Below are 24,271 nucleotides of genomic sequence, written 5' to 3'. Positions count from 1 at the left end.
CCTCCGCCTACGCGCCCTGGAGCAGCCGCCACAGGCCGTCCGCCCCGTCCGCAGCCAGGAACGACTTGCGGAAGGCGTCGTCCTTGAGCAGGCGCGAGACGCCGGCCAGCACCCGCAGGTGCTGGCCGACGACCTGCTCGGGCGCCAGGACAAGGAAGAAGATGGTGCAGGGCTTGTGGTCCAGCGCGTCGAACTCCACGCCCTGCGCGCTACGCCCCACCACGAGGACAATCCTCTCGATGCTGTCCATCTTGCCGTGGGGAATGGCGACGCCGTCCCCGATGCCGGTGGTGCCGAGCTTCTCGCGCTCCTTGAGCACCTTGAGGGCCGCGCCGGCGTCCAGGCCGGGGACATGGTCCCCGGCCACGGCCACCAACTCGGCCAGGACCGCGTTCTTGGTCCTGGCCGCAAGGTCCGGCAACACCAGCTCCTTTTCCAACAGCTCGCCAATGATCATGCGTTACATCCCCGGGTCGATGAGGCCGAAATCCCCGTTCGAGCGGAGATAGATGACGTTGATGCGCTCGGTCTGCGCGTTCTGGAAGACCAGGAACTCGTAGCCCAGGCTCTCCAGCTGCATGGCCGCCTCCTCGACGGACATGGGCTTGGGCTCATAGGCGTCGGTCTCGGTGATGGTCGGCACGCGCTCGCCGCCGCCCGCAGGCTCGGAGAAGGACACCACGTCCATGCGCACGGTGCCGCGCTGGCGGCGCTTGTCCTTGGCCTTCTCGCGGATCTTGCGCACCTGGGCGTCCATCTTGTCCAGCACCAGGTCGATGGTGCTGTACATGTCCTCGGACTCCTCGAAGGCCGAGAGGTTGTTGTCGTCCCAGGTGAGCACCACGTCCGCCTTCTGGCGGAACTTCTCCACGGACAGGTTGATTTGCAGTTCGGCGTTGTCGGTGCCAGCGTACTTGATCAACTTCTCGAACCGCGCGGTGGCGTACTTCCTGAGGTGGTCGGAGGGTTCGAAGTTCTTGAAGTTGAAATTGATCTGCATGGGCTGTCCTCCTGTCTTGGGTGACACAACGGCACTGGTCGGGCGGGTTTCCGCCAATTCCAGTGTAGAGCGAAACCGGGCCGAAATAAAGGGCTAGTCGGCGCGGGATCAAAAAACCTGCTTGCGCTTGGAGGAGGAGCGGACGCCCAGGGCCGTGCGGTATTTGGCCACCGTGCGCCGGGCGATGTTGACCTTGAGGGTGTCCTTCAGGTGGTCGGCGATCTTTTCGTCGGACAGGGGGTGGCGCGGGTCCTCGCCACTGATGAGCTGCTTGATGAGCGCCTTGACCGACTCCGAGCCCACCTGGGAGCCGTCGTCCATTTCCAGGGCGCTGTTGAAGAAGAACTTCAGCTCGAACACGCCGTGGGGCGTGGCCACATACTTGCTGGTGGTGATGCGGCTGATGGTGGACTCGTGCATCTCGATGTCGTCGGCGATGTCCTTGAGAATCAGCGGCTTGAGGGCCGTGACCCCGCGGCGGAAGAAGCCGTCCTGGAAGCGCACGATGCTCTCCACCACCTTGTAGAGCGTGCGCTGGCGCTGGAACAGGCTCTTCATCAGCCACACCGCCGAGCGCATCTTCTCCTGCACGTACTCCTTGTCCTTGGAGTTCTTGGCCAACAGCCCGTCCATGTAGAAGGAATTGAGCTGGAGCCGGGGCAGGCCCTCCTCGTTGAGCACGATGACGAAATCGCCGTCGTACTCGTAGACGTACACGTCGGGGCTGACGTACTGCGGCTCCCCGCCGCCGTAGCTGGAGCCGGGCATGGGGTCCAGGGTCTGGAGCAGGTCGAGGTATTCCTTGAGCTGGTCCATGGTCAGGCGGAACTTGCGGGCCACGGGCTTGAAGCGGCCCTTCTCCAGGTCTTCCAGGTGTTCGCTGACCAGCTCGATGAGAATGGGGTCGTCGTAGCCCAGGACTTCGATCTGCACCAGCAGGCATTCGCGCGGGTCGCGCGCGGCAACGCCCACCGGGTCCAGCCGCTGGATGCGCCGCACCACGGCCTCCACCTGGGCCGTGCTGGCCCCGGCCATGGCGGCGATCTCCTCGCTGCTGGCCTGCAGGTAGCCGTGCGAGTCCAGGTTGCCGATGACCACCTCGCTGATGGCCACGTCCCGGGGGCTGAAATCCGACAGGCGGATCTGCCACTCCAGGTGGCTTTCCAGCGAGGGCTTCACCGACAGGCGGGCGTCGTAGGCCATGCCCTCCTCGGGCACCTCGGACTCGCGCATCAGCGCCTGGCGCGACGAGCTGGAAAACTCGCCCAGGTAGTTCTCCCAGTCCGCATCGCGCGCAATATCGCGCTCCACGGCCTCGTCGCCCTGGGCCGGGCGCTCGGGCTCGGCGGCGGCCTCGAAGGCGTCCTTGCCGTCGCGCTCGGCGGTGTCCTCGAAGGCTTCCTCGGCCTTTTCATCCAGCAGGGGATTTTCGAGCAGCTCCTGCTGGACCACGTCCAGCAGTTCGAGGCGGGAAAGCTGAAGCAGCTTGATGGCCTGCTGCAGCTGGGGCGTCATCACCAGCTGCTGCGAAAGCTTCATCTGCTGTCTGAGTTCAAGTCCCATCGTTGCCCGTCGTGTTCAGGTGCTGGATGTGCCGGGCCCCGGGGCGCCCGCAGGGGCGCCTTATCCGCCGGAGCGGCCAAAAGCCCCCGTCCGGCGGGGCCTGCCTTGCGCGACACGGCCAGACCATGCCACAGACGCACAGGCCTTGCAACTCAAATGGCAAGGATTTTGTATAGGCAAGGAAGCGCAGGAACTGCGCAAGATTAGAGGCTGAAGGCCTCGCCCAGGTAGACCTGGCGGGCCTGGGGGTTCTCGCAAATCTCCACGGGCGTGCCCGAAAGGATGACCCGGCCCTCGTAGACCAGATAGGCCCGGTCGCAGATGCGCAGTGTTTCCCGCACGTTATGGTCGGAAATGAGCACCCCGATGCCGCGGTCCCGCAGCCCGCGCACGATGCCCTGGATATCGTCCACGGCGATGGGGTCGATGCCCGCGAAGGGCTCGTCGAGCAGCATGAACTTGGGGTCGAGGATCAGCGCCCGGGCGATCTCCAGACGGCGGCGCTCGCCGCCGGACAGGTGCATGGCCTTTTGCGCGGACAGTTTGGCGATGCCCAGCTCGTGCAGCAGGGCGTCGGCCTTGGCCTTCTGCTCGCGGTGCGAGAGCTTCGTGTTTTCCAGGATGATTTCCAGGTTTTCGCGCACGGTAAGCTTGCGGAACACCGAGCTTTCCTGCGGCAGGTACGACAGGCCCAGGCGCGCGCGCTCGTGCAGGGGCAGCCCCGCGAGCTGGGCGCCGTCCAGGCTGACCTCGCCGCCGTTGGGCTTGATGAGCCCGACCAGCATGTAGAAGGTCGTCGTCTTGCCCGCGCCGTTGGGCCCGAGCAGCCCGACCACCTCGCCCTGGGCCACGTCCAGGGCGATGTCGTGCACCACCTCGCGCTGGCCGTAGCGCTTGCACAGGCCGCTGGCCGCCAGCAGAGCCATCTACTGGGCCTCCGGCGGGGTCATGAAGATGGCCTCCACCTGCTTGCCCGGGCCGCCCTCGACCTCGCTGCGGTTGTCCTTGAGATACAGGCGGATGATGCGCCCGGTGATGTGGTTGTCGCCGTCGGTGAGCCGGGGCTCGCCCTCCATGACCAGCACCCCGGTCTGCACGTGGTAGGTGGCTGTGGCGCAGGTGCCCTGGCGGCCTTCGCGCTCAAGCTGCACGTCGCCCTCGGCCACGATGCGCTCCACCTCGCCGGGCCCGGCGGGCTGGCCGGGGGCGGCCTTGGCGGCGGAGCCCTTGGCCATGTGCACCGTCAGCTTGCGCGAGCGGATGGTCATGTCCGGGCGCTGCACGAAAACCTGGCCCTCGAAGATCACCACCCGGTCGCCCTGCTCGTAGCGCACCTTCTCGGAGGTGATGCGGGTCGGCACCTGGTCGCCCTTGGCCTTGCCCTTGTCCGCCGCCAGGACGGGGCCGCAGGCCAGGCACAGGGTCAGCGCCAGCAGGCACAGGGCGCAAAAAGCTCTCGCGGTTCGCTGCACGGAATCACTCCTTTGGGCCGGGGGCGAGGGTGCCGGTGAGCACGCTTTCTATCCCGCCGTCGGCCTGGATGTCGTTGGTGTCCAGGTCCATCACGACCCGGGGCGCGTCCAGGGTCATGTCGGGGCGCGACAGGCGCACAGTGCCCGTAAGCACGAGCCGACGCTCGGCGCTGCTGTAGTCCAGCCGCTCGGCCCGGGCCCGGTTGGGGCCGGAAACGATGTCCACATCCGGCCACAGGCTGGCGTCGCCCGAGGCCTGGTTCACCTCGCCGCTGGTGGCGTTGACCGCGACCTCGCCCGTGCCGTCATTGAGGTAGTAGACGATGCGCGGATTGTCCACCGCCACGACGCCCGTGTCCTGGGCGTAGTGCGCGCCATCGGCCTTCAGGCGCCATTCCGTGCGCCCGTCGGCCCCGCGCGAGAGCTCCACCCCGCGCAGCGACACGTCCACGTCCACGTCGTCCAGCAGCTCGGCGGCGCGCTGCAAGGCCTGCCGGGCCTGATAGGCCGACCAGCCCGCCACCGCCGCGACGGCCAGGGCCACCAGGAGCACCCAGGGCAGCCAGCGTCTCATCGCGACCGCCACAGGGCCCACTGGGCCCCCAGGTCGCCCCGGGCGTCGAGGATGAAGCGCACGGCCTCGCGCACCGCGCCGTGTCCGCCCGGGCGCGTGGACACCCACGCCGCCAGGTCCAAAATCTCCGGCTGGGCGTTGGCCACGGCCATGGGCAGGCCCACCAGCCCCATGGGCCCGGCGTCCACCCAGTCGTCGCCCAGGTAGGCCATCTGCGCCCATTCCAGGCCGCGCGCCTGGCGCATGCCGTCCAGCAGCGGCGCCTTGGCCAGATGCCCGGCGTGGTATTCCTCGATGCCCAGCTCGCGCACGCGCTTCTCCACGGCCTCGGACTTGAGCCCGGTGATCACGGCGATCTCCAGCCCCGCGCCCTGGGCGACCTTGATGCCCAGGCCGTCCTGCACGTTGAAGCGCTTGGAAACATTGCCCTTGGGGTCGTAGTACAACCCGCCGTCGGTGAGCACGCCGTCCACGTCGAGCACCAGAAGCCGCACCCCGGCGGCGCGCTGCCTAGCGGACGCGCCGGGCACGGGCCACCCCCCAGAGGTCAAGCAGGTCGCGCAACAGCGGCTCCAACTGGTCCAGCGGCCAGGAGTTGGGGCCGTCGCACAGGGCGCGGTTGGGGTCGGGGTGCGTTTCCAGGAACACGCCGTCGGCCCCGGCGGCCACGGCGGCCCGGGCCAGGGTCGGCACGAACTGGCGCTGCCCGCCGGAGCTGGCGCCCTGCCCGCCCGGCAGCTGCACCGAATGCGTGGCGTCGAAGACCACCGGGCAGCCGTGGGCCTGCATGGCCGGGATGGCGCGCATGTCCACCACGAGGTTGTTGTAGCCGAAGCTGGCCCCGCGCTCGGTGAGCCAGAGCATGGCGTTGCCGGTGCTGCGGATCTTGCCCACGGCGTTGGCCATGTCCCACGGGGCGACGAACTGGCCCTTCTTGACGTTGACCACCCGCCCGGTGCGCCCGGCGGCCACCAAAAGGTCCGTCTGGCGGCACAGGAAGGCCGGAATCTGGAGCACGTCGGCCACCTCGGCCACGGGCGCGGCCTGCGCGGGCAGGTGGATGTCCGTGAGCACGGGCAGGCCGGTCTCGGCCTTGATCTCGGCCAGCAGATCCAGGCCCCGCTCCAGGCCCGGGCCGCGGAAGCTCTCCACCGAGGTGCGGTTGGCCTTGTCGAAGGAGCTTTTGAAGATGACCGGCAGCCCAAGGGCGCTCCCGATCTCGGCCAGGCGCCGCCCCACGGCCAGGGCCACGTCGCGGCTCTCCAGGGCGCAGGGCCCGGCGATGACGAAGGGCCCGGCCTCGGCCAGCCGGTGCAGTTCTTCCGGGGTCGGGGGCATGGGTCAGTCCTTTTTCTTTTTGGCGCCGTACTTCAGCCGCTTGGCCGCGCCGATGAACTCGCGGAACAACGGGTGGGGCCGCATGGGGTTGGACTTGAACTCGGGGTGGAACTGGCAGCCCAAAAACCAGGGATGGTCGGCCAGCTCGACGATCTCCACCAGCTCGCCGTCGGGCGACAGGCCCGAGAAGGTCAGGCCCTTGGCCTTGAGCTGCTCGAAGTAGGCCTTGTTGAACTCGTAGCGGTGGCGGTGGCGCTCGTCGATATCGTCCTGGCCGTAGGCCGCGTAGGCCTGGGTGTCGGACACCAGGCGGCAGGGGTAGGCCCCCAGGCGCATGGTGCCGCCCTTGTTGCACAGCGCGTCGCGCACTTCCATGCGCCCCTTCTGGAAGTCGTACCACTCCTTCATCAGGTAGATCACCGGATGCGCGGTGTTCTGGTCGAACTCCTCGGAGTTGGCGCCCGCGAGCCCGGCCACGTTGCGCGCGAACTCGATGACCGCGCACTGCATGCCCAGGCAGATGCCGAAGAAGGGCACCTTGTTCTTGCGGGCGTACTCGATGGCCTTGATCTTGCCCTCCACCCCGCGCGAGCCGAAGCCGCCCGGCACGAGCACGCCGTCGCAGTCCTTGAGCAGCCCCGCCACGGACTTGGAGTCGATCTCCTCGGAGTTGATGTAGCGCAGGTTGACCTTGACCTCGTTGGCCACGCCGCCGTGGACCAGGGCCTCGTGCAGGCTCTTGTAGGCCTCCTTGAGGTCCACGTACTTGCCGCAGATGCCGATGGTCACCTCGCCCTGGGGGTGGTCCAGGCGCTGGACCAGCGCGTGCCACGCCGAAAGGTCCGGGTTCTTGGCGGGCAGCTTGAGCATGATGGCGACCTTCTGGTCCAGGCCTTCGTCGTAGAGCTTGAGCGGCACCTTGTAGATATTGTCCACGTCCACGGCGCAGAACACGGCGTCCTTGTCCACGTTGCAGAACAGGGCGATCTTGGCCTTCACGGACTCGTCGAGGGCGCACTCGGAGCGGCACAGCACGATGTCGGGCTGGATGCCGATGGAGCGCAGCTCCTTGACGCTGTGCTGGGTGGGCTTGGTTTTCAGCTCGCCGGCGGTCTTGATGTAGGGCACCAGGGTCAGGTGGATGTAGAGGACGTTCTCCTTGCCCAGGTCGCTGCGCAGCTGGCGGATGGCCTCCAGGAAGGGCAGACCCTCGATGTCGCCCACGGTGCCGCCGATCTCCACCAGGGCCACGTCGAGGTTGTCGCCGCCCAGGGAGAGCACGGCGCGCTTGATCTCGTCGGTGATGTGCGGGATGACCTGCACCGTGCCGCCCAGGTAGTCGCCCCGGCGCTCCTTGGTGATCACGGTGTGGTAGATGGAGCCGGAGGTGTAGTTGTTGCGCTGGCTCATGGGCACGTCGAGGTAGCGCTCGTAGTGGCCCATGTCGAGGTCGGTCTCGGCGCCGTCGTCGGTAACGTAGACCTCGCCGTGCTGGAAGGGGTTCATGGTCCCGGGATCGACGTTGATGTAGGGGTCGAGCTTCTGGATGGTGCAGGTGAGCCCCCGGGCCTTGAGCAGCGCCCCGATGGAAGCCGCCGCGAGCCCCTTGCCCAGGGAGGAGAGAACGCCGCCGGTGACGAAAATGAACTTGGTCTTCATGGTCAGGACCTGCCCTCTTTGCTGATTGTCCTCGGTGCGTGCGGCCAGGCGCCGCGCGCCCGTGTCGTACGCGGGGCCGCCGCCTGCGCGCCATTCAAGTGCGAACCCGCCGGAACCGGAGGGTCCTGGCGGGTTGCGGCGGTGGCAAAACCTCTGTATCTGGCTAATTTATCATGCAAAATCAGAAATTTGAGGGCCCGGGTCATCACGGTTCCATGTTGACGCTTTGTGGATGTCTCATTATGGTCCCTCGTGTTTCAGGTACGCTAGTCAACGGGCATTCGCCTGTCAAGAAAACATTGGAGGAGACCATGGCCCAGGTGAAGACGCTGGTCATCACCGGATACGGAACCAATTGCGAGGTGGAATCGGCCCATGCCGCCCGCCAGGCCGGAGCGGACAAGGCCGACATCACCTATTTTTCGGACCTGGTCGCCGGACGGGTGCGCCTTGCGGACTATAATTTCCTGATCTTCCCCGGCGGATTCCTGGACGGCGACGACCTGGGCGCGGCCCAGGCCGCGGCCCTGCGCTGGCGGTTTGCCCGCACCAAGGGCGGCGAGCCCCTGGTGGCGCAGCTGCGCGCCTTCTTCGACGCGGGCGGGCTGGTGCTGGGCATCTGCAACGGCTTCCAGCTCCTGGTCAAGCTCGGGCTGCTGCCGGCCATCGGCGGGCGCTACTTCGAGCGCCAGGTGTCGCTGACCCTCAACGATTCCGCCAAGTTCGAGGACCGTTGGGTGCGCCTGAAGGCCAACCCCGCCTGCCCCTGCGTGTTCACCCGGGGCGTGGACACCTTGGACCTGCCCGTGCGCCACGGCGAGGGCAAGCTCGTGCCCATGGACGACGCCGTGCTGCGCGACCTGGTGGCCGCCAACCTCGTGGCCCTGCAATACGCCGACCCCGCCACCGGGCAGGTGACCACCGACTACCCGGCCAACCCCAACGGCTCGCCCCTGGGCATCGCGGGCATCACCGACCCCACGGGCCGCGTGCTGGGCCTCATGCCCCACCCCGAGGCGTACAACCACGTCACCAACCACCCGGGCTGGACGCGCGGCGAGGCCACCCGCCTGGGCACCGTGCTCATCGACAACGCCGTGGCCCACCTGCGGGCCCAGTAGCTCCGGGCCGGAGCGGCGCGGCGCCCCCGCCGGGCGCCGCGCCCGCCCCCGGGCCCAAGGCCCCATGCTCACACCCGACCGCCCCACCCTGCCCCCGGGCCTGGACTCCTGGGACGAGCCCATGCGCCAGGCCCTGGCCGAAGCCCGCCGCGCCGCCCAGGCGGGCGAGGTGCCCGTGGGCGCCGTGCTCCTGGGGCCGGACGGCGCCGTGCTGGCCCGCGCGGCCAACGCGCCCATCGCCAGCGCCGACCCCACGGCCCACGCCGAAATCCTGGCCATGCGCCAGGGCGCCCTGGCCCTTGGCAACTACCGCCTCACGGGCTGCACCCTGGTGGTGACCCTGGAGCCCTGCCTGATGTGCCTGGGGGCCATGGTCCACGCGCGCCTGGCCGCCCTGGTCTACGGCGCGCCCGACCCCAAATCCGGCGCCGTGGCCTCCTGCCTCGACGCGGCCAGCCTGGGCTTCGTCAACCACCGCCTCGCCGCCCTGGGCGGCGTACTGGCCGACGACTGCGGCGACCTGCTGCGCCAGTTCTTCCGCGCCCGGCGCTAGCGGCGCGCCCGCGCAGCGCAGCGGGACACAGGCGCGCGCAGGGCAGCGGGGCACGCCCTGCACGCGGCGCGAAGGCTCGCGGCGTTTCTCTTTTGGAAGACATGACGGAAGGTTCAGACGCGGCGCTGGCCGGAGCCGGGGCGAACGGGTGCGGTCAGGGCCCCCGCGCCCAGGGAACGCCGGGCCGGTCACGGGTTGCCCCCGCTTCCGGGCGGCGGACGCAGGCTACTCCCCGGAGGCGCCGCCTGTGCACAGGTCCAGGATGAGCTGGGCGGTCCAGGCGCCGCCCTTGCCCGTGGGCACTTCGGCGCTGTTCAGGCGCCGGGCCGCGCGGGCGCAGGCCTGCTCGTCCGGGGCGCCCCGGGCCGCAAGGGCGCGCACCTCGTCCAGCACGGCGGCGGCGTGCAGCTCCAGCAGCGTCACCGGGCCGTTGCCCGGCGACAGGATGCCCAGCCCGGCCAGCGCCTGCGACAGGTTCGCGCCGTTCAGCTCCTCCAGGCGCGCCGTGATGGCCGCAAACAGCACCGACCCGCGCGCCCCGGCCCGCTCCAGCATGGCCAGGGCCCGCCGGTAGTGCCGCGCGGCCATGCGCGCCAGCCCCAGCTCGGTGTAGATGCGCGCGATGTGCCGCGCGCCCTGCACCCGCCCCTCGACGCCCTGCGGGCCATGGACATGCGCCACGGCGCGCTGGAAGAAGTGGTCCGCAGCCATGAACCGCCCCTGCCGCGCCGCCCTGATGCCGCGCTCGTAGAATTCCTGCGTCCGGTCCGTGGATGCCATGGGCTGGTCCTCCATGCTCCTACTATGCGCACTCCCTGCGCCCCTGGCAACGGCTTTTCGCGGACAATCCGCGCCAGGGCGCGGCGGCGCAGCGCCGGGGAGTGGCCGGGCGGGCCGGGAGGACCGGGAGGGCCGCGCCCCCTGCCGCACCCGCCTCCCACGCACGGCACCCGGGCAGCCCCGGCGCCCCGCCCCTGCGGCCCGCCCGCCCCAAAATCGCCCCCCCCCCACAAATGGGCTTGCATCCCGCCCCGTTTTTCCCTAAATAAACCCCTCGCCAAACCGCGTGCCCTGGTCTACGATTCGCCAATGCGTATCCGTGAACCACACCACACCGGTTCGACGATCCGCCGGGCCGCCTCACAGCGCCCACCCCAAAGCGGAGAGGTAGCGAAGCCCGGTCGTAACGCGCTCGACTCGAAATCGAGTTACGGGTTCATAGCCCGTACGTGGGTTCGAATCCCACCCTCTCCGCCAGAAAAAACCCTCAGGAACCCCGAACTCCCTTGCAAGCCCTGCAAGAGAATTCGGGGTTTCCTTTGGCTCAGTTTATCCGCCCCAACAGTTAGGAATTCAACCTAAAGATGGGAGGAGAAAAAACATGCCCCGAGAAAAGCGTGACGTGAAAGAGTTGAAGCAACGCGCTATTCACTCGCTCGTTCTCGCTATTGAATTATTCAATAGGCCTCATGGAAATGGTCGTCCTGAAGGAACCTTGATTTTTTTACATCATGCTTTTGAAATGCTTTTGAAAGCTATAATTAAAGACAAAAAAGGAACGGTCCATGGCAAAGGAGAAAAATATTCATTTGGGTTTGATAAATGTCTAGAAATAGCCCAAAACGAATTGAAAATTCTATCAAAAGATGAACGATCTGCGCTTTCAATTCTTGATGCTCATCGAGACACAGCCGTTCACTACTATCAGGATGTTTCGGAAGATTTGCTCTACTTACAATCCCAATCCGCCGTTACATTGTTTGACGATATCTTGGGTAAGTCTTTTGGCGTCAAACTAGCCGACTTTATTCCTGAACGAATTCTTCCGGTTTCAACAAGGCCTCCCAAAGACATCCAAATCCTAATCGATAGCGAGTTGACTCAGGTCGATGATCTTCTTGGCGCTGGCAACCGGAGAGGAATTCAGGCTACAGCCCGATTGCGCTCAATTATGGCACTTGCAACAGCGAGCAGAGACGATGCCGAACGAGTTACTGAAGGTGAATTGCGTAGGGCTGTGCAACGTAGAAGAAAAGGCGAAGAGTGGAAAGTTATTTTCCCGGAAATTGGTCAGCTAAGACTAGATACAGAGGGAGAAGGGATGCTTTTCTCCCTACGGATTCGCAAGGGCATGCCTGTACGATCAGCGGGTGAAGGTGAAGACGCCTTAATTATAAGGGATCGAGATTGGTTCGATAAATTCAATCTCTCGCTTAATGATGTGGCAAAAAAACTCGAGAAGACGCCTCCCAAAACAAGAGCATACATGTTCGAGATCAACATTTGGAATGATCCGGAAATGTATGGTGAAAAAAAGATCAAATCACAGCGATATAAAAGATATACACAAAAGGCGCTTAACGCCTTACGGGCAGCGGTGGCCCAATATCCAGAAGATGAAATATGGGAAAAACACAAAGACAAAGTGTTAGGACGAAAATGAGTCAAAATTTCTTGCAATATATCGATTAATAATACCTTTTGCAGGAGCTGAAGAGTGTACAGAGATAGTATTCACCTGACGCACCCCCCCTACCTGTAAAGAGATAGTATTTTCCTAGCACCCCCGCCTCCGCCTCAAAATCGCCGATGCCCTGGCGGAACTGCTTGGTCATGCCTTTCATGAGCCTGTCGATGGTCTCTTCGGGCACGGCGCCAAGGCCGTTGGCGTAGCGGTATAGCTCAGGGTCGCGTCCTCGACGGGGTCGAGGCGGATCAACACCGTATCCGGCCCCCGTGCGGGGACGGCGGGGCGGGCTGCGGCTGGCGGAGCGTGGTTTGCCGTCCGTCCCCCTCCCCGCGCGAAAGATGCCCCAAAGTGTTCCCGCAAGCTGGCCTTTGGGGCTGATCCGGGGTACAAAACCCATGAAAGATGTTCCCACGATGAACGCTTGAGCCAAGGGAGTGGACAATGAAAGCAATCGCAAAATCCGTGTACTGGGTTGGTGCCGTGCATTGGGACAGGAGGCTTTTCGATTCGCTCATCCCCTTGCCTGACGGAACAACGTACAACGCCTACCTGATTCAGGGCTCCGAAAAGACGGCGCTCCTGGACGCTGTTGACCCCGAATTCGCGCAGACGCTCCTGGCCTCGCTTGATGGAGTCGAGCGCATCGACTACGTGGTGTCCCAGCATGCGGAGCAGGACCATTCGGGTTCCATCCCCCAGGTGCTGGCGCGCTACCCCGAGGCCAAGGTCATGGCCACGGCGAAGGCCAAGCCCATGCTCATGGACCTGCTGCACATCCCGGAAGACAAGTTCGTGGTCGTGGCCGACGGGGAAAGCCTGTCCCTGGGCGACAAGACGCTCCGGTTCATCCACACGCCGTGGGCGCACTGGCCGGAGACCATGTCCACCTATCTGGTCGAGGACAAAATCCTGTTCAGCTGCGATTTTCTGGGCTCGCACATCGCCAGCAGCGACCTCTTCGTCACGGACCAGTGCCGGGTGCACGAGTCCGCAAAGCGCTACTTTGCGGAGATCATGATGCCCTTCCGCAGCATCCTGGCCAAGAATCTGGACAAACTCGCGGCCTGCGATATCGGCATGATCGCGCCAAGCCACGGGCAGATCTACGACAATCCGGGCTGGATCGTGGAGGCCTACCGGGAGTGGGTGTCGGCCCCGCCGCGCAACCTCGTGGCCCTGCCGTACGTCTCCATGCACGGCAGCACGGGCCGCATGGTGGACCACCTGACCGCGGCGCTGTCCGCAAAGGGCGTGCAGGTCGAGCTTTTCAACCTGGCGGTCACGGACATCGGCAAGCTGGCCATGGCCCTGGTCGATGCCGGCACCATACTGGTCGGCACCCCAACGGTGCTGGCCGGGCCGCACCCTCTGGCCGCCTACGCGGCCTTCCTGGCCAACGCCCTGCGGCCCAAGGCGCAATACCTGTCCATCATCGGCTCCTACGGCTGGGGCGGCAAGACCGTCGAAACCCTGGCCAGCATGATCCCGAACCTCAAGGTCGAGGTGCTGGACCCCGTGCTGTGCAAGGGCTTGCCGAAGCAGGACACCCTCGAGGCCCTGGACAGGCTGGCGGACACCATCGCCACGAAGCACCGGGAAAGCGGCTTCCGCAATTGAGCGCAGGACCACGGCGGCCCCGCAGCCCGGCTCAAGCCCCGGACGCGGAAAGCCCGCGTTGACGGCCCGCGCAGGAGTGCCGGATGGAACGCGCGGCATCTGGACGCCCCGGCGCAACGCTCACCGGCGAAAACCTTCCAGGCATCCGGAGGGGAAAAAGCGGGAGGAGGCCCGCAGGGGCCCCAAAAGACAAGGCGAACCCAGACAACCCCTGGCCCCCAGGGGGTGTTTCTTGCTGGCGCGCCACCTGGCCGCCGCATCGGATCGTTCCGCCGGACGGCACGAAACAAAAGGCCTGGCCGCATCCGGTGTCCACACGAAGGTCAGGGCCCCGCGCGGGGCAAGGCCAATCCCGCCGTGCCCTATTGCCGCACCCCCGCCTGCGCCTCGAAATCGCCGATGCCCTGGCGGAACTGCTCGGCCATGCCTTTCATGAGCCTGTCGATGGCCTCTTCGAGCACGGCGCCAAGGCCGTCGGCGTAGCAGTAGCCGAGCGTCGCGTCCTCGACGGGGTCGAAGCGGGTTGCGCCGTAGGAGTTCATGCGGGCGCTGATGTGGTAGGCCACGGGGAAGCCGCTGGCGTGGCCCACGGTCCAGACGTGGAAGGTCAGGGCCACGCGGCGCTTCAGCTCCAGGGCGCCCGGGTCGGTGCCGAACTGGTCGAAGGCGTCGTATTTCCCGAGCGTCTCCTGGCGCAGGGCCGGGAAGTGGCGCAGGGCGGCGGAGCGGATCAGGGCTTCGTACTTCTGCCTGTCGCGCTCCAGGCCGGTGTTGTTTTCCTGGAACAGCAGGTCAACGGCACTGAGGGTGTCGGCGACGCACATCATCACCCGCTCGTTGACGTCGGGAAACTCCGGGCAATTGCCCTTCCACTCCTGGGCCAGGGCCGTGGCGGCGGAAACGAACACGACAAGCGCGCACAGCAGGAACTTCATACCCCCCTCCCCACGAGAAACGTCGCTGTTTACCAACTGGTATTCCCTGACATTTCTCCCTGAAAACCACAAGGGCCGGGCCAGCTTGCGCTGGCCCGGCCCCTTTTGCGCCGCAGCCCGGATGTCCCGTTCCGGAGCCGGGGCCGGGGTCGGTTTGCTTCCCGGCCCCGGTCCCGTCTGCGCTGCTGCGCCTAGCTCCGCTTGAGCTCCTGCACCAGGTCCTGCAGGTCGGTGGCCTGGGTGGCCAGTTCGGCGATGGCCTGGGCGGACTGGGCCATGACCTCGCTGGTCTCCGAAGAGATGCGGTTGATGTCCTCCACGCTGCGGTTGATCTCCTCGCTGGCGGAGGACTGCTCCTCGGCGGCGGTGGCGATGGAGCGGACCTGATCGGCGGCCTGCTCCACAAGCACCACGATCTCGCGCAGCACCTCGCCGGAGCTGTTGGCCAGCTTGGTGGCCTCGACCACGGCCTGCACCGCGTGCTCCATGCCCTGGATGTTGCTGCGCGTGCCGCCCTGGATGGCGGTGATGGCCTCGCCGACCTCCTTGGTGGCGTTCATGGTCTTCTCGGCCAGCTTGCGCACCTCGTCGGCCACCACGGCGAAGCCGCGGCCCGCGTCGCCCGCCCGCGCGGCCTCGATGGCCGCGTTGAGGGCCAGGAGGTTCGTCTGGTCGGCGATGTCCTCGATGACGGTCATGATCCGGCCGATCTGCTCGGCCTGCTGGCCCAGCTTGGAGAGGTTACCCGTCATGTCCTGGGCCTGGGTCTGGACCTTGTTGATGGCCTGCACGGCCTGGCCGACCACGTGCGAACCGTCCTGGGCCTTGGCCCGGGCCTTGTCGGAGCCCTCGGCGGCCTGGGAGGCGTTCTTGGCGACCTCGAGCACCGTGGCGTTCATCTCTTCCATGGCCGTGGCGGTCTCGCTGGTGCGGTTCTTCTGCTCCTCGGCGCCCCGGCTGGCCTCCTCCACCTGGGCAGCCAGCTGCTCCGAGGCCGAGGTCAGCCGCTCCACCACGCCCTCGATGCTGTGGGCGGCCTGGAGCATGCCGTCGCGCTTGGCCACTTCGGCCTGGGCGCGGGCCTCTTCGGCCTCGCGGGTGGCCACCTGGGCCTTCTCGGTCTCCTGTTGGGCCACTTCCGTCTGGCGCTCGGCCTCCTGCATCTTCTCGGTCAGCGCCTGGACCATGACCTGGATGCTCTTGTTCAGCCTGCCGATCTCGTCCTTCTGGTCAATGCCCGAGGTGGCCCCCAGGTCGCCCCCGGCCACGGCTTCGGCATAGCGCATGAGCCGGCCCACGGGCACGGTGATCAGGCGGCTGATGAGCAGCGCCACGACCATGCCCAGCACCAGGCAGACCGCCGTGGCGATGGAGATGGCCCAGCGCAGGGAGTAGACCATGGCGTACACATCGTCCTTCATGGCGCCCACGCCGATGGACCAGCCCGTGCCCTCGATGGGCGCGTAGCCGAAGAAGCGGTCGGTACCCATGAAGGGATACTCGTCGAAACCCGACTCGCCACGGGTCATGCGCTGGAACATGGCCGCCAGGGCCGCGAAGTCCGGGTTGGTCTTGGCCTCCTCAATGAAGTTGCGCTGCTTGAGCACGAACTCGCGGTTGCCGTGGGCAATCATCGCGCCCTTGGAGTCGATGATGTACGAGTAGCCCTTCTTGCCGTAGCCGATGCCGTCGGTGATCTCGCTGAGCACGGTCGCGTCCATGATGGCCATGGCCACGCCGACGACCTGCCCCTGGGCGCCCATAATGGGCGTGGCCGAAACCATGATCGGCTCATTGGTCGTGCGGCTGATGAGCACGTCGGACATGGCCGTCTTCCCGGCCATGGCCTGGCGGAAGTAGTCACGGTCGCCCACTTCGCTCTCCGAGCCGTCGTTGAAGCGGGCCTTGCCGTCGGGCGTGACCACGCCCAAGCGCTGGTAGCCCAGGCGCTTGGCATCGGCCACCAGGCCCGGAAGCTGCACCGCCCAGTCCATGGAGCGGATCACGTTGCGCGCCGCCACGGCCTGGATGGCCAGCAGGTGGTAGTCCAGGCGCGCGCACCTGGCGCGCCCCGTTCTTGGCCATTTCGGGGATATTTTCCTGGACCTGGCTCAGGGCCGCCTCGGAGGCGCGCTCGTAGGCGATGTAGCCCAGCCCGCCGCAGACCAGGGACAGCAAAAGCAAAAACCCTCCGACCATCTTCACGCCGACTGGGAGGTTCTTCATACCCGGTGACTCCTTATTCCTTGATGTGTCCAATATTGATTACGCAAATCCCCATCCAGAGACACGCCCGCGCGCCATCCGGCACCCGCGCCAGGCGGCCCGGCAGAGCCGCCGTGCGTCGCGGGCGTGATCCCGGCCCTCCGAAATGCTCCCGCCGGAGGGCGGCCCGCTGTGCGCCCTGCCCGGCCCCACGCCAGGCAAGCCGCGCCTCCCGGCCCAAGCCGGAAGGGGAAACCCTAGTGTAGTATGCGGGAAGGCACAAAGCGTCAAGAAAAGAAAAGGGAACAATGCGTCTATAATCACGGCGCAAAATACAGGGCATCCTTTCAAGACCCAACAACCCCTGGCGGCCGGTGATACATGGCCGCCAGGGCCGCGAGGCATCCGGCGGGGCACGGGCCCGGCCACCTTGACACGCACCGCTCCAAGGCCTATGTGCCTGCTCTTCAACTTCCGCGCGAGCCTCCAGACCCTGGCCACCCCGCCGCTTCCCGGCAGACCATCGCCTGTGCCCCACGGAGACACCACCGATCCCCGGAGCGATCTTGTGCTGTTCTCCTCTTCGCCGCGCCTGCGCGCGCACGCCCCCGCCCTGCTCAAAGCCCTGCGCCGGGGCTACACCCCGGCCAGCCTGCGCCACGACCTCATGGCTGGCGTCACCGTCGGCGTCGTGGCCCTGCCCCTGTCCATGGCCTTCGCCATCGCCTCGGGCACCACGCCCGAGCGCGGGCTGTTCACGGCCATTGTGGCCGGGGTCATCGTCGCCCTGCTGGGCGGCTCGCGCTACCAGATCAGCGGGCCCACCGGGGCCTTCGTGATCATCCTGGCCGGGATCATCGCCCGCCACGGCTACGAGGGGCTGGTGCTGGCCGCGCTGCTGGCCGGGGGCATCCTGGTGCTCATGGGCCTGCTGGGCTTCGGCAAGCTCCTGCAATTCATCCCCTACCCCGTGACCACGGGGTTCACCACCGGCATCGGCGTGCTGATCTTCTCCTCGCAGCTCAAGGACTTCCTCGGGCTGGCCGTGGCCGGGGCTCCGGCGGGGTTCATCGAGACCATGCACGCCTGCCTGATGGCCCTGCCCACGCTGCACCCCGCCACCCTGGCTCTGGGCGCGGGGTCGCTGGTGGTCATGCTCCTGGTGCGCCGCTTCATCCCGCGCATCCCCGCGCCCATGGTCGGCATCGTGGCGGCCACGGCGGCGGTCTGGGCCCTGGGGCTGGACGTACAGACCATCGGCAGCCGCTTCGGCGGCATTCCCGCCACCCTGCCGCAGTTCTCCCCGCCGCAGCTCCCGGCTGGCGACCTGGCCGCCGCCGTGCGCGCCGTGCTGCCCGACGCGCTGACCATCGCCGTGCTGGCGGGCATCGAATCGCTGCTCTCCGCCGTGGTGGCCGACGGCATGACCGGCGACCGCCACGATTCCTCCACCGAGCTGGTGGCCCAGGGCCTGGGCAACATCGGCGCGGCGCTCTTCGGCGGCATCCCGGCCACCGGGGCCATCGCCCGCACGGCCACCAACATCCGCGCCGGGGCCCGCTCGCCCCTGGCGGGCATCGTCCACGCCCTGACCCTGGTGCTCTTCATCCTGGCTTGTGCGCCCCTGGCCGCGCGCATCCCCCTGGCCAGCCTGGCCGCCGTGCTGATGCTCGTGGCCTGGGACATGAGCGAACCCCAGCGGTTCCGGCGCCTGTTGCACGCCCCCCGGTCCGACTCCGTGGTCCTGCTGGCGACCTTCCTGCTCACGGTGCTGGTGGACCTGACCGTGGCCGTGGAGGTCGGCGTGGTGCTGGCGGCCATGCTGTTCATGAAGCGCATGGTCGAGCTGGCGGACATCCATCCCATGCCCGCGCCCGAGGCCGCAGCCCAGGGCGACCCGGCGCCCCGGGGCTGCCCGCGCGTGCTGGTCTATGAGATCGGCGGGCCGCTGTTCTTCGGCGTGGCCCAGCGGTTCATGGACGTGATCCGCTTCACGCGCAACGCGCCGGACATCCTCGTGCTGCGGATGTGCCAGGTGCCGAGCATCGACGCCACAGGCGCAGAGGCCTTGGAGACGGTGGTCCGCCAGGCCCAGGCCCGGGGTATCCGGGTGGTGCTTTCGGGGGTCAAGCCCCGGGTGCAGACCGTGTTTGAGCGCATGGGCACCGAGGCCCTGGTGGGGCGGGAAAACATCTTCCCGGACTACGACGCGGCCTTGGCCTGCATCAAGCCCCGGGAATGCCCCTGAGGCCGCGCGCGGCCTTTGCGCCAGAAGCACGAGAAGGGACGCTTCCCCCGGGGGAGGCGTCCCTTCGCGTTTGCGGGCCCCGGCCCGCGCTAGGGTTCGAACAGGTGCAGATAACTGCCGTAGCCCTCGCGTTCCATGTCCTCGCGGGGGATGAAGCGCAGGGCGGCGGAGTTGATGCAGTAGCGCTTGCCCGTGGGCGCCGGGCCGTCGTCGAAGACGTGCCCCAGGTGGCTGCCCGCACCCCGGCTGCGGACCTCGGTGCGCACGGCCCACAGGCTGCGGTCCTCGTGGCTGGTCACGGCGCCGGGGGCCAGCGGGCGGGTGAAGCTCGGCCAGCCGGTGCCGGAGTCGAACTTGTCCGTGGAGGCGAACAGCGGCTCCCCGGACACCACGTCCACATAGATGCCCTGGCGGTGCTCGTCCCAGTAGGGGTTCTCGAAGGGCGCCTCGGTGCCGCCCTCCTGGGTCACATGGAATTGCAGCGGGGTCAGCGTCTCGCGCAGCCGCTGCGGATCGGGCCGGGCGGTGGGGCTGGCCGCGCCGCCCCCGGCGCCGTTGTCGTTTTGCGTCATGGCATTCTCCCGGGCGGGCGGGGCCGCCTCCTGGGCTGCGGCCCGGGCCCCGGGCAGGCACGGGGCCGCCGCCAGCAGGGCCAGGGCAATGAGCAGCATTCTCGGGTGCATGGTTCTCTCCCGGGGCGCATCGGCGCCCACAACAAAGAATCAGCACGAAACCCCGGCGCGTCAAATGCGGGGGATGCCACGGCGCGGGGCGATACGGCGCCCGGCGCCTACACCCCGCAGCGCAGGGCCGCCAGGCCCGCGTCCAGGAAGGCCAGGTGGGGCCGGGTGGAAAATTCCGTGCCTGCCAGGGGCACGCGCGCCTCGGGCGGGCCCGCGCCCCAGCGCAGGCCCAGCGCGCCTTGGCCGAATTCCAGGACCATGGGCACCGGCTCGCGCTCGGTGTCGCCGCACAGGCTCTCGCGGCTGCGCGGGGCGTACACGGCGCGCCAGTCCCCCGCCCGCCGGGCGTGGACCTCGGTGCGCACCGTGGCCACGCGCTCCACGGCGCCGGACGGGCCGAAGGCCAGGGAGTTCACGTCGCCGCTCACGCCCACGGCGTCGGGGTCGAAGGCCAGCACCGGGCCCACGGGCGTGGGCACGGCCACGGGCGCGGCGGGCTCCAGGCTGCGCAAGGTGCCATCGGGCCGCAGGGCCACGCCGATGCGCGCCGCGACCACGCCCGCCGGGGTGGGCACGGCCACGGCCTCGCCCGGCCACAGGGTCAGCCCGAGCAACTGCCCGCCGGGCCCGAAGCGCAGGCAGATGACGCGCGCCGCAAGCGGCCCCAGGGGCGTGCGCAGGGCCAGGGGCCCGGCCAGCCGGGCCTCGTCCTGCTCGGTCCAGTAGCCCGAAAGCCGGCCGTTGAGGGGGAACACGCGCGCCAGGGCCCCGCAGGGGTGGAAGGTCAGCATCTCGGCGTCCACCGGCCCCGCCGGGGTGGGCACCGTGGTGCGCTCTTCCAGGGACAGGCCGCGCAGGGCCCCGTTGCCGTGGAAGGTCAGCGCGGCGACCTCGCGCCGCCGCAGGTCGTCGGTGGAATGCTGCGCCACGAGCGGCCCCAGCGCGGTGTGCAGCGTGACCCGGGCCGCCGGGATGCAGGCGCGCACCCCGCCCCCGGGGTGGAACTCCACGGGTCCGGCCACGGGGATCGCGCCGTACGGGGTGCTGACGGTTCGCATCGGTGCCTCCTGGGCAACAGGAGCAAGGGCGATGCCAAAGAGCAATGGCTTGAATCTAATGGATAAACCCGTGCATGCCGTGCAGAAACCTACAAAAACGTAGGCTTTGCCGACCAAAAGGAAGGCCCGGGCAGGAAGCCGACAATCCCGTCCTGCGGGCCGGGCGCGCAATCGTCACCCGCCGCGCGCAGGCCCGTCACCCGCCCGGGGCAGGATGAAGCCGGGCTGCCGCACCGGGGCGGCCCTGAAAGGACCGGAGAATACGGAGCAAGACCCACCTCGCACCACCGCACCAGGGAGGCCCCATGCCCGCGCCGCACTGCCCGCACCACGCCGCCTGCAACTTCCACCGCACCGCTGCCCGGGGCGCCAGCCCGGCCCTGGCCGCGCTGGTCCTGCGCTACTGCGCCAGCGCCCAGGGCTGCCGCCGCTGCTTCCGGGCCCATTTCGCGCGCGGCGCCCAGGCCAACCTGGGCGGGGATATCACCCCCGACGCCCGCGTGCTGCCGGGCCGGGAGCCCGCCCTGCCCGCCTCGGACCTGGCGGCGGACCAGGCCGCGCGCCTGTTCGCCCGCCGCGCGGCGTAACACCCCGGCGGCCCGCCCGCGCGGGGCGGCACCGCTCACCTCGCCCCGGGCGCCCGCCCGCCGAGGGCGCGGGCGAGTTGCGTCCCCCGGGCGGCCCGCCCGCGCGGGGCCCTGCCGCCGCAAGACGCCCGAGGCGGCCCTGCCCCGCCGGGCAGCGCGCCCCAAAGGCCAGACCGCCCCGGGCGCCGCCCGCCGCGCCTACGGGGCCGGGATGTGCCGCACGGTGCCGTCGCCCTGGCAGGCCACGTACAGCCCGCCGTCGCGGTCGCAGGCCAGGGCCACGGGCTCGGCCAGTCCACTGACCAGCACCCGGCGTGCGCCCCCGGGCTCCAGGCGCAGCACCTGCCCGCTGGCAGGGTCGGCCACGGCCACCCGCCCCCGGCCATCCACGACCACGGCGGACACCGCCATGGCCAGGCCGGAGCCCGGGGCCTGGGCGGCGTCCAGCCACACGCGCTGGCCGTCGGCCATGACGCAGGCCACCCGCCCACGGCCATCGGCCACGTAGAGCAGCCCGTGGGCGTCCACGGCCAGGGCCCGGGGCTGCTCGAAGCCTTCCAGCACGACCCCGACCCCGCCCCCGGACCGGAGCGGCCCGCCCTCGGGCCCCTGGCAGGCGCCCAGCCCCAGGGCCAGCAGCAGCGCCAGGGCGCCCGCCCGCGCCGCGCTCACGCCCCGGCGCATGGCCCCACCCCCCGCTGCGCGAACACCTCGCGGACCACGGCCATGGCGTTGAGCGCCGCCGGGAACCCCGCGTACACGGCCATCTGGATGACCACCTCCACGATCTCGGCAGGCTGCACGCCCACGTTGAGCGCGCCGTGGACGTGCACCGCCAGCTGCGGCGCGGCGTTGCCCATGGCCGCCAGGGCAGCCACGGTGGCGATCTCGCGCTCACGCAGGCCCAGGCCGGGGCGCGAATACACGTCCCCGAAGGGGAACTCGATGATGTAGCGCGCCAGATCGGGCGCAATGTCCGCCAGCGATTCCATCACCTTGCGCCCGGCGTCCCCGTCGATTTCCCCCAGCCGTTGCAACCCTCTGGCATAGCGTCCGTCGTCCATGTGCGCCTCCTTGGCAGGTCTTGACGGGACGCTACGCCCAGGCTATCAAGACATCCAATATATTTTACAGCGACAATCAAGACACGGAGCGTATTGATATGGAGCTGCGCCAGTTGCGCCACTTCGTGGCCGTGGCCGAGGAGCTGCATTTCGGCAAGGCCGCGCAGCGGCTGAACATTTCCCAGCCGCCCCTGTCCCAGTCCATCCGCAGGCTGGAGGAGGCCCTGGGCGCGCGGCTGCTGGTGCGCACCAGCCGCAGCGTGGCCCTGACCGCCGAGGGCGGCTACCTGCTGGCCGAGGCCCGGGGCATCCTGGCCCGGGTGGACCAAACCGCGCGCGCCGTGGGGCTCATGGCCCAGGGCGGGGGCGGCGCCCTGCGCATCGGGCTGGTTGGCCCGGCCCTGGAGGGCGGGCGCCTGCCCTGCCTGATCCGCGCCTTCCGCCAGGACAACCCCCAGGTCTGCATCCAGCTCGAACAGCTCAACTCCATGGAGCAGTTGGCCATGCTGCGCGAGGGCTGCCTGGACGTGGGCTTCGTGCGCCTGTTCCAGAAACATACCAAGGGACTCGTCGTGCGGCGCTACGCCAGCGAGCCCTACATCATGGCCCTGCCCGAGGGCCACCGCCTGGCCGGGGGCGACACGGTGCGCCTGGCCGACCTGGAGGGCGAGCCGCTGCTCATCTTCCAGCGCCGGGCCAACCCCGCGCTCTACGACGCCATCGTGGCCGCATTCAGCGAGGCGGGCGTCTGCCCGGACCTGATCCACGTCTCGCTGGTCAAGCACACCATGACCGCCCTGGTGGCCGCCGGGCTGGGCATCACCCTGCTGCCCCGGGGCATGACCAGCATCCCCCGGCCCGGGGTGCTGCTGCGGCCCATCGAAGGCCGCCTGCCCCCGGTGGAGTTTTCCATCGCCTGGGCCCGGGAGCGCGAAACCCCGCTGGTGCGCCGCTTCGTGGACGCCATCCTGGCCAGCCACGCCCAGGCCTGCGAGGCTGCCCCCCCGGCCTGAAACGCGAAAGACCCCTGGTTCCCCCGGGGTCTTTCGCGTCCGTTGCGGCCCAGCCCAGTCCGCCGCAGCCCGCGCCGGGCTCAGGCCCAGCCCTGGAACACCCGCCCGGCCTCGGCCTCAATGGCCGTCTTGCGCTCGCGCAGGTCGGTGAACAGCGGCTCGTGGCGCAGCTCGGCCCGCAGCAGGTCGCCCGCGTAGCGACGCAGCGCCTGCGAGATGCTGCTGGAACTGGACTCGGACAGGGCCGAGGCCGTCCACACGGTGAGCAGGTCGCGGTCGGTGGTCATGGCCTGGATGCGCGCGGCTCAGGGCGCGTCGGGCTGGGCCGCCGGGGGCAGGGCGCCCGCCAGGGCCTTGATGAGCTTCAGGTTGGCTTCGGACTTGCGCTGCAACTCGGCGATCTGGGTCTTCTGACTCTCCGCCAGCACCGTCAGCGCGCGGATCTGGGCCTCCAGGGTCTCGATGCGCTTGTCCTGGGCCGCGAGCTTGGTGCGGGCGAAGGAATCGGTCTGCGCCAGGGCAGGACCGGCGCAGAAGGCCGCCAGCAGCGCGGCCAGGGCCAGGGAGGGGACGAACAGGCGCATGGGGCACCTCCGGATGGCCGGGCGGGCTTGCGCCCGCGCCGGAAATGATTAGCTCCAAGGGCAGCACACACGAGAACAAGGAGCGAGTCAAGTGCAAGGCACCGTACACGTCACCTGCCCCGCCTGCGCGGGGGTGAACAGGGTGCTCGCCGACCGGCTGGGCAAGGCCCCGCTGTGCGGGCGCTGCCAGGCGCCCCTGCTGCCGGGCCAGCCCCGGGACCTGGACGGCCCCGGCCTGGAGCGCCTCGTGGCCCGCAACGACCTGCCCGTGGTGGTGGATTTCTGGTCCCCGTCGTGCGGGCCGTGCCGGATGATGGCCCCGCAGTTCGAGCAGGCCGCCCGGGCCCTGGCCCCGGGGGTGCTCCTGGCCAGGTGCGACGTGAGCGCCGCCCAGGACGCCGCCATGCGCCACGGCATACGCAGCGTGCCCACGCTGGTGCTCTTCCGCCAGGGGCGCGAGGCGGGCCGCATCAGCGGGGCCCTGCCCGCCGGGGACATCGCGGCCTGGGTGCGCGGGGCGCTGTAGC

General features: G+C 68.6%; 26 protein-coding genes and 1 tRNA gene. 9 read left to right on the top strand and 18 right to left on the bottom strand.

Annotated elements, in window-relative coordinates:
- Positions 1–7 precede the first annotated feature (7 nt).
- The 9 genes from G495_RS0106575 to G495_RS0106535 form a co-directional block, all read right to left on the bottom strand.
- Positions 8–457, bottom strand: a complete 450-nt coding sequence (locus tag G495_RS0106575; RefSeq protein ID WP_028587158.1) for a PTS sugar transporter subunit IIA — start codon at positions 455–457, stop codon at positions 8–10.
- 3 nt (positions 458–460) lie between these two features.
- Entirely contained in the window at positions 461–1,000 is a 540-nt protein-coding gene (hpf, locus tag G495_RS0106570; protein WP_028587157.1) for a ribosome hibernation-promoting factor, HPF/YfiA family, read from the bottom strand.
- A 108-nt stretch (positions 1,001–1,108) separates the two neighbouring features.
- Positions 1,109–2,563: an RNA polymerase factor sigma-54 gene (rpoN, locus tag G495_RS0106565; RefSeq protein ID WP_028587156.1), complete on the bottom strand. Its 1,455-nt coding sequence runs from the start codon at positions 2,561–2,563 to the stop codon at positions 1,109–1,111.
- 203 nt (positions 2,564–2,766) lie between these two features.
- Positions 2,767–3,489, bottom strand: coding sequence for an LPS export ABC transporter ATP-binding protein (lptB, locus tag G495_RS0106560; RefSeq protein ID WP_028587155.1), 723 nt, complete (start codon positions 3,487–3,489; stop codon positions 2,767–2,769).
- Entirely contained in the window at positions 3,490–4,035 is a 546-nt protein-coding gene (locus G495_RS0106555; protein WP_051445136.1) for an LptA/OstA family protein, read from the bottom strand. It lies immediately after the preceding gene.
- 4 nt (positions 4,036–4,039) lie between these two features.
- Positions 4,040–4,609 carry an LPS export ABC transporter periplasmic protein LptC gene (gene lptC / locus G495_RS0106550; RefSeq protein ID WP_028587153.1) on the bottom strand — a complete coding sequence of 190 codons (570 nt, stop codon included), beginning with the start codon at positions 4,607–4,609 and terminating at the stop codon, positions 4,040–4,042.
- Positions 4,606–5,139, bottom strand: coding sequence for a KdsC family phosphatase (locus G495_RS0106545; protein ID WP_051445135.1), 534 nt, complete (start codon positions 5,137–5,139; stop codon positions 4,606–4,608). The genes lptC and G495_RS0106545 overlap by 4 nt, the downstream gene beginning before the upstream one ends.
- Positions 5,120–5,947 (bottom strand): 3-deoxy-8-phosphooctulonate synthase, encoded by an 828-nt coding sequence (gene kdsA / locus G495_RS0106540; protein ID WP_035251164.1) that lies wholly within the window; start codon positions 5,945–5,947, stop codon positions 5,120–5,122. Before kdsA ends, G495_RS0106545 begins: the two co-directional genes overlap by 20 nt.
- 3 nt (positions 5,948–5,950) lie before the next feature.
- Positions 5,951–7,606, bottom strand: a complete 1,656-nt coding sequence (locus tag G495_RS0106535) for a CTP synthase (protein WP_028587150.1) — start codon at positions 7,604–7,606, stop codon at positions 5,951–5,953.
- A gap of 311 nt (positions 7,607–7,917) precedes the next feature.
- On the opposite strand from G495_RS0106535, the gene G495_RS0106530 reads away from it, so the two are divergent.
- Complete coding sequence (locus G495_RS0106530; RefSeq protein ID WP_028587149.1) at positions 7,918–8,727, top strand: phosphoribosylformylglycinamidine synthase subunit PurQ; 810 nt, start codon at positions 7,918–7,920, stop codon at positions 8,725–8,727.
- 64 nt (positions 8,728–8,791) lie between these two features.
- Positions 8,792–9,280, top strand: a complete 489-nt coding sequence (tadA, locus tag G495_RS0106525; RefSeq protein ID WP_245588382.1) for a tRNA adenosine(34) deaminase TadA — start codon at positions 8,792–8,794, stop codon at positions 9,278–9,280.
- A gap of 225 nt (positions 9,281–9,505) precedes the next feature.
- Here the strand turns inward: tadA and G495_RS0106520 are convergent, their stop codons facing one another.
- Positions 9,506–10,060, bottom strand: coding sequence for a hypothetical protein (locus tag G495_RS0106520; protein ID WP_169734359.1), 555 nt, complete (start codon positions 10,058–10,060; stop codon positions 9,506–9,508).
- Between the two features lie 381 nt (positions 10,061–10,441).
- Here G495_RS0106520 and G495_RS0106515 point away from each other — a divergent pair.
- The 3 genes from G495_RS0106515 to G495_RS0106510 all read left to right on the top strand — a co-directional run bounded on the left by G495_RS0106515 (position 10,442) and on the right by G495_RS0106510 (position 13,367).
- Positions 10,442–10,537: transfer RNA gene (locus G495_RS0106515), tRNA-Ser, on the top strand.
- Positions 10,538–10,661: 124 nt separating this feature from the next.
- A complete protein-coding gene (locus tag G495_RS21645; protein WP_156939602.1) occupies positions 10,662–11,723 on the top strand; it encodes a DUF3644 domain-containing protein in 1,062 nt (353 codons plus the stop codon).
- 468 nt (positions 11,724–12,191) lie between these two features.
- Positions 12,192–13,367, top strand: a complete 1,176-nt coding sequence (locus G495_RS0106510; RefSeq protein ID WP_028587146.1) for an FprA family A-type flavoprotein — start codon at positions 12,192–12,194, stop codon at positions 13,365–13,367.
- A 362-nt stretch (positions 13,368–13,729) separates the two neighbouring features.
- Here the strand turns inward: G495_RS0106510 and G495_RS0106505 are convergent, their stop codons facing one another.
- Together G495_RS0106505 and G495_RS17975 are read right to left on the bottom strand one after the other, a co-directional pair.
- The gene (locus G495_RS0106505; protein ID WP_028587145.1) at positions 13,730–14,302 is read right to left on the bottom strand and encodes a hypothetical protein; all 573 of its coding nucleotides are present in this window, start codon (positions 14,300–14,302) and stop codon (positions 13,730–13,732) included.
- 191 nt (positions 14,303–14,493) lie between these two features.
- Positions 14,494–16,323, bottom strand: coding sequence for a methyl-accepting chemotaxis protein (locus G495_RS17975; RefSeq protein ID WP_245588381.1), 1,830 nt, complete (start codon positions 16,321–16,323; stop codon positions 14,494–14,496).
- A gap of 713 nt (positions 16,324–17,036) precedes the next feature.
- Here G495_RS17975 and G495_RS0106495 point away from each other — a divergent pair.
- Positions 17,037–18,755: a SulP family inorganic anion transporter gene (locus G495_RS0106495; protein WP_245588380.1), complete on the top strand. Its 1,719-nt coding sequence runs from the start codon at positions 17,037–17,039 to the stop codon at positions 18,753–18,755.
- Positions 18,756–18,844: 89 nt separating this feature from the next.
- On the opposite strand, the gene msrB is transcribed toward G495_RS0106495, so the two are convergent.
- Together msrB and G495_RS17970 are read right to left on the bottom strand one after the other, a co-directional pair.
- Complete coding sequence (gene msrB, locus G495_RS0106490; RefSeq protein ID WP_084457939.1) at positions 18,845–19,438, bottom strand: peptide-methionine (R)-S-oxide reductase MsrB; 594 nt, start codon at positions 19,436–19,438, stop codon at positions 18,845–18,847.
- 107 nt (positions 19,439–19,545) lie between these two features.
- Complete coding sequence (locus G495_RS17970) at positions 19,546–20,496, bottom strand: hypothetical protein (RefSeq protein ID WP_051445133.1); 951 nt, start codon at positions 20,494–20,496, stop codon at positions 19,546–19,548.
- A 305-nt stretch (positions 20,497–20,801) separates the two neighbouring features.
- Between G495_RS17970 and G495_RS0106480 the strand changes: the two genes are divergently transcribed.
- Positions 20,802–21,083, top strand: a complete 282-nt coding sequence (locus tag G495_RS0106480) for a hypothetical protein (RefSeq protein WP_028587142.1) — start codon at positions 20,802–20,804, stop codon at positions 21,081–21,083.
- 198 nt (positions 21,084–21,281) lie between these two features.
- On the opposite strand, the gene G495_RS0106475 is transcribed toward G495_RS0106480, so the two are convergent.
- Entirely contained in the window at positions 21,282–21,767 is a 486-nt protein-coding gene (locus G495_RS0106475) for an NHL repeat-containing protein (RefSeq protein ID WP_028587141.1), read from the bottom strand.
- Entirely contained in the window at positions 21,752–22,147 is a 396-nt protein-coding gene (locus tag G495_RS0106470; protein WP_028587140.1) for a carboxymuconolactone decarboxylase family protein, read from the bottom strand. Before G495_RS0106470 ends, G495_RS0106475 begins: the two co-directional genes overlap by 16 nt.
- A gap of 98 nt (positions 22,148–22,245) precedes the next feature.
- Here G495_RS0106470 and G495_RS17965 point away from each other — a divergent pair, with 98 nt between their 5' ends.
- Positions 22,246–23,160, top strand: coding sequence for a LysR substrate-binding domain-containing protein (locus G495_RS17965; protein WP_051445132.1), 915 nt, complete (start codon positions 22,246–22,248; stop codon positions 23,158–23,160).
- An 80-nt stretch (positions 23,161–23,240) separates the two neighbouring features.
- On the opposite strand, the gene G495_RS0106460 is transcribed toward G495_RS17965, so the two are convergent.
- Together G495_RS0106460 and G495_RS0106455 are read right to left on the bottom strand one after the other, a co-directional pair.
- Positions 23,241–23,447, bottom strand: a complete 207-nt coding sequence (locus tag G495_RS0106460; RefSeq protein ID WP_028587139.1) for a hypothetical protein — start codon at positions 23,445–23,447, stop codon at positions 23,241–23,243.
- A gap of 18 nt (positions 23,448–23,465) precedes the next feature.
- Positions 23,466–23,744: a hypothetical protein gene (locus tag G495_RS0106455; RefSeq protein WP_028587138.1), complete on the bottom strand. Its 279-nt coding sequence runs from the start codon at positions 23,742–23,744 to the stop codon at positions 23,466–23,468.
- Positions 23,745–23,835: 91 nt separating this feature from the next.
- Between G495_RS0106455 and G495_RS0106450 the strand changes: the two genes are divergently transcribed.
- Positions 23,836–24,270, top strand: coding sequence for a thioredoxin family protein (locus tag G495_RS0106450; RefSeq protein ID WP_028587137.1), 435 nt, complete (start codon positions 23,836–23,838; stop codon positions 24,268–24,270).
- Position 24,271: the final 1 nt, after the last annotated feature.

The sequence above is a fragment of the Desulfocurvus vexinensis DSM 17965 genome (assembly GCF_000519125.1).
Lineage (GTDB): Bacteria > Desulfobacterota > Desulfovibrionia > Desulfovibrionales > Desulfovibrionaceae > Desulfocurvus > Desulfocurvus vexinensis.
The sequence above is the reverse complement of the archived record's forward strand: the minus strand, read 5'-3'. Positions and strand labels throughout refer to the sequence as shown.

What these genes read in the sequence shown, in the direction of transcription:
- G495_RS0106575 (WP_028587158.1), bottom strand. Translation starts at nt 457, where the DNA reads ATGATCATTGGCGAGCTGTTGGAAAAGGAGCTGGTGTTGCCGGACCTT.
- hpf (WP_028587157.1), bottom strand. Translation starts at nt 1,000, where the DNA reads ATGCAGATCAATTTCAACTTCAAGAACTTCGAACCCTCCGACCACCTC.
- rpoN (WP_028587156.1), bottom strand. Translation starts at nt 2,563, where the DNA reads ATGGGACTTGAACTCAGACAGCAGATGAAGCTTTCGCAGCAGCTGGTG.
- lptB (WP_028587155.1), bottom strand. Translation starts at nt 3,489, where the DNA reads ATGGCTCTGCTGGCGGCCAGCGGCCTGTGCAAGCGCTACGGCCAGCGC.
- lptC (WP_028587153.1), bottom strand. Translation starts at nt 4,609, where the DNA reads ATGAGACGCTGGCTGCCCTGGGTGCTCCTGGTGGCCCTGGCCGTCGCG.
- kdsA (WP_035251164.1), bottom strand. Translation starts at nt 5,947, where the DNA reads ATGCCCCCGACCCCGGAAGAACTGCACCGGCTGGCCGAGGCCGGGCCC.
- G495_RS0106535 (WP_028587150.1), bottom strand. Translation starts at nt 7,606, where the DNA reads ATGAAGACCAAGTTCATTTTCGTCACCGGCGGCGTTCTCTCCTCCCTG.
- G495_RS0106530 (WP_028587149.1), top strand. Translation starts at nt 7,918, where the DNA reads ATGGCCCAGGTGAAGACGCTGGTCATCACCGGATACGGAACCAATTGC.
- tadA (WP_245588382.1), top strand. Translation starts at nt 8,792, where the DNA reads ATGCTCACACCCGACCGCCCCACCCTGCCCCCGGGCCTGGACTCCTGG.
- G495_RS0106520 (WP_169734359.1), bottom strand. Translation starts at nt 10,060, where the DNA reads ATGGCATCCACGGACCGGACGCAGGAATTCTACGAGCGCGGCATCAGG.
- G495_RS21645 (WP_156939602.1), top strand. Translation starts at nt 10,662, where the DNA reads ATGCCCCGAGAAAAGCGTGACGTGAAAGAGTTGAAGCAACGCGCTATT.
- G495_RS0106510 (WP_028587146.1), top strand. Translation starts at nt 12,192, where the DNA reads ATGAAAGCAATCGCAAAATCCGTGTACTGGGTTGGTGCCGTGCATTGG.
- G495_RS0106505 (WP_028587145.1), bottom strand. Translation starts at nt 14,302, where the DNA reads ATGAAGTTCCTGCTGTGCGCGCTTGTCGTGTTCGTTTCCGCCGCCACG.
- msrB (WP_084457939.1), bottom strand. Translation starts at nt 19,438, where the DNA reads ATGCACCCGAGAATGCTGCTCATTGCCCTGGCCCTGCTGGCGGCGGCC.
- G495_RS17970 (WP_051445133.1), bottom strand. Translation starts at nt 20,496, where the DNA reads ATGCGAACCGTCAGCACCCCGTACGGCGCGATCCCCGTGGCCGGACCC.
- G495_RS0106480 (WP_028587142.1), top strand. Translation starts at nt 20,802, where the DNA reads ATGCCCGCGCCGCACTGCCCGCACCACGCCGCCTGCAACTTCCACCGC.
- G495_RS0106475 (WP_028587141.1), bottom strand. Translation starts at nt 21,767, where the DNA reads ATGCGCCGGGGCGTGAGCGCGGCGCGGGCGGGCGCCCTGGCGCTGCTG.
- G495_RS0106470 (WP_028587140.1), bottom strand. Translation starts at nt 22,147, where the DNA reads ATGGACGACGGACGCTATGCCAGAGGGTTGCAACGGCTGGGGGAAATC.
- G495_RS17965 (WP_051445132.1), top strand. Translation starts at nt 22,246, where the DNA reads ATGGAGCTGCGCCAGTTGCGCCACTTCGTGGCCGTGGCCGAGGAGCTG.
- G495_RS0106460 (WP_028587139.1), bottom strand. Translation starts at nt 23,447, where the DNA reads ATGACCACCGACCGCGACCTGCTCACCGTGTGGACGGCCTCGGCCCTG.
- G495_RS0106455 (WP_028587138.1), bottom strand. Translation starts at nt 23,744, where the DNA reads ATGCGCCTGTTCGTCCCCTCCCTGGCCCTGGCCGCGCTGCTGGCGGCC.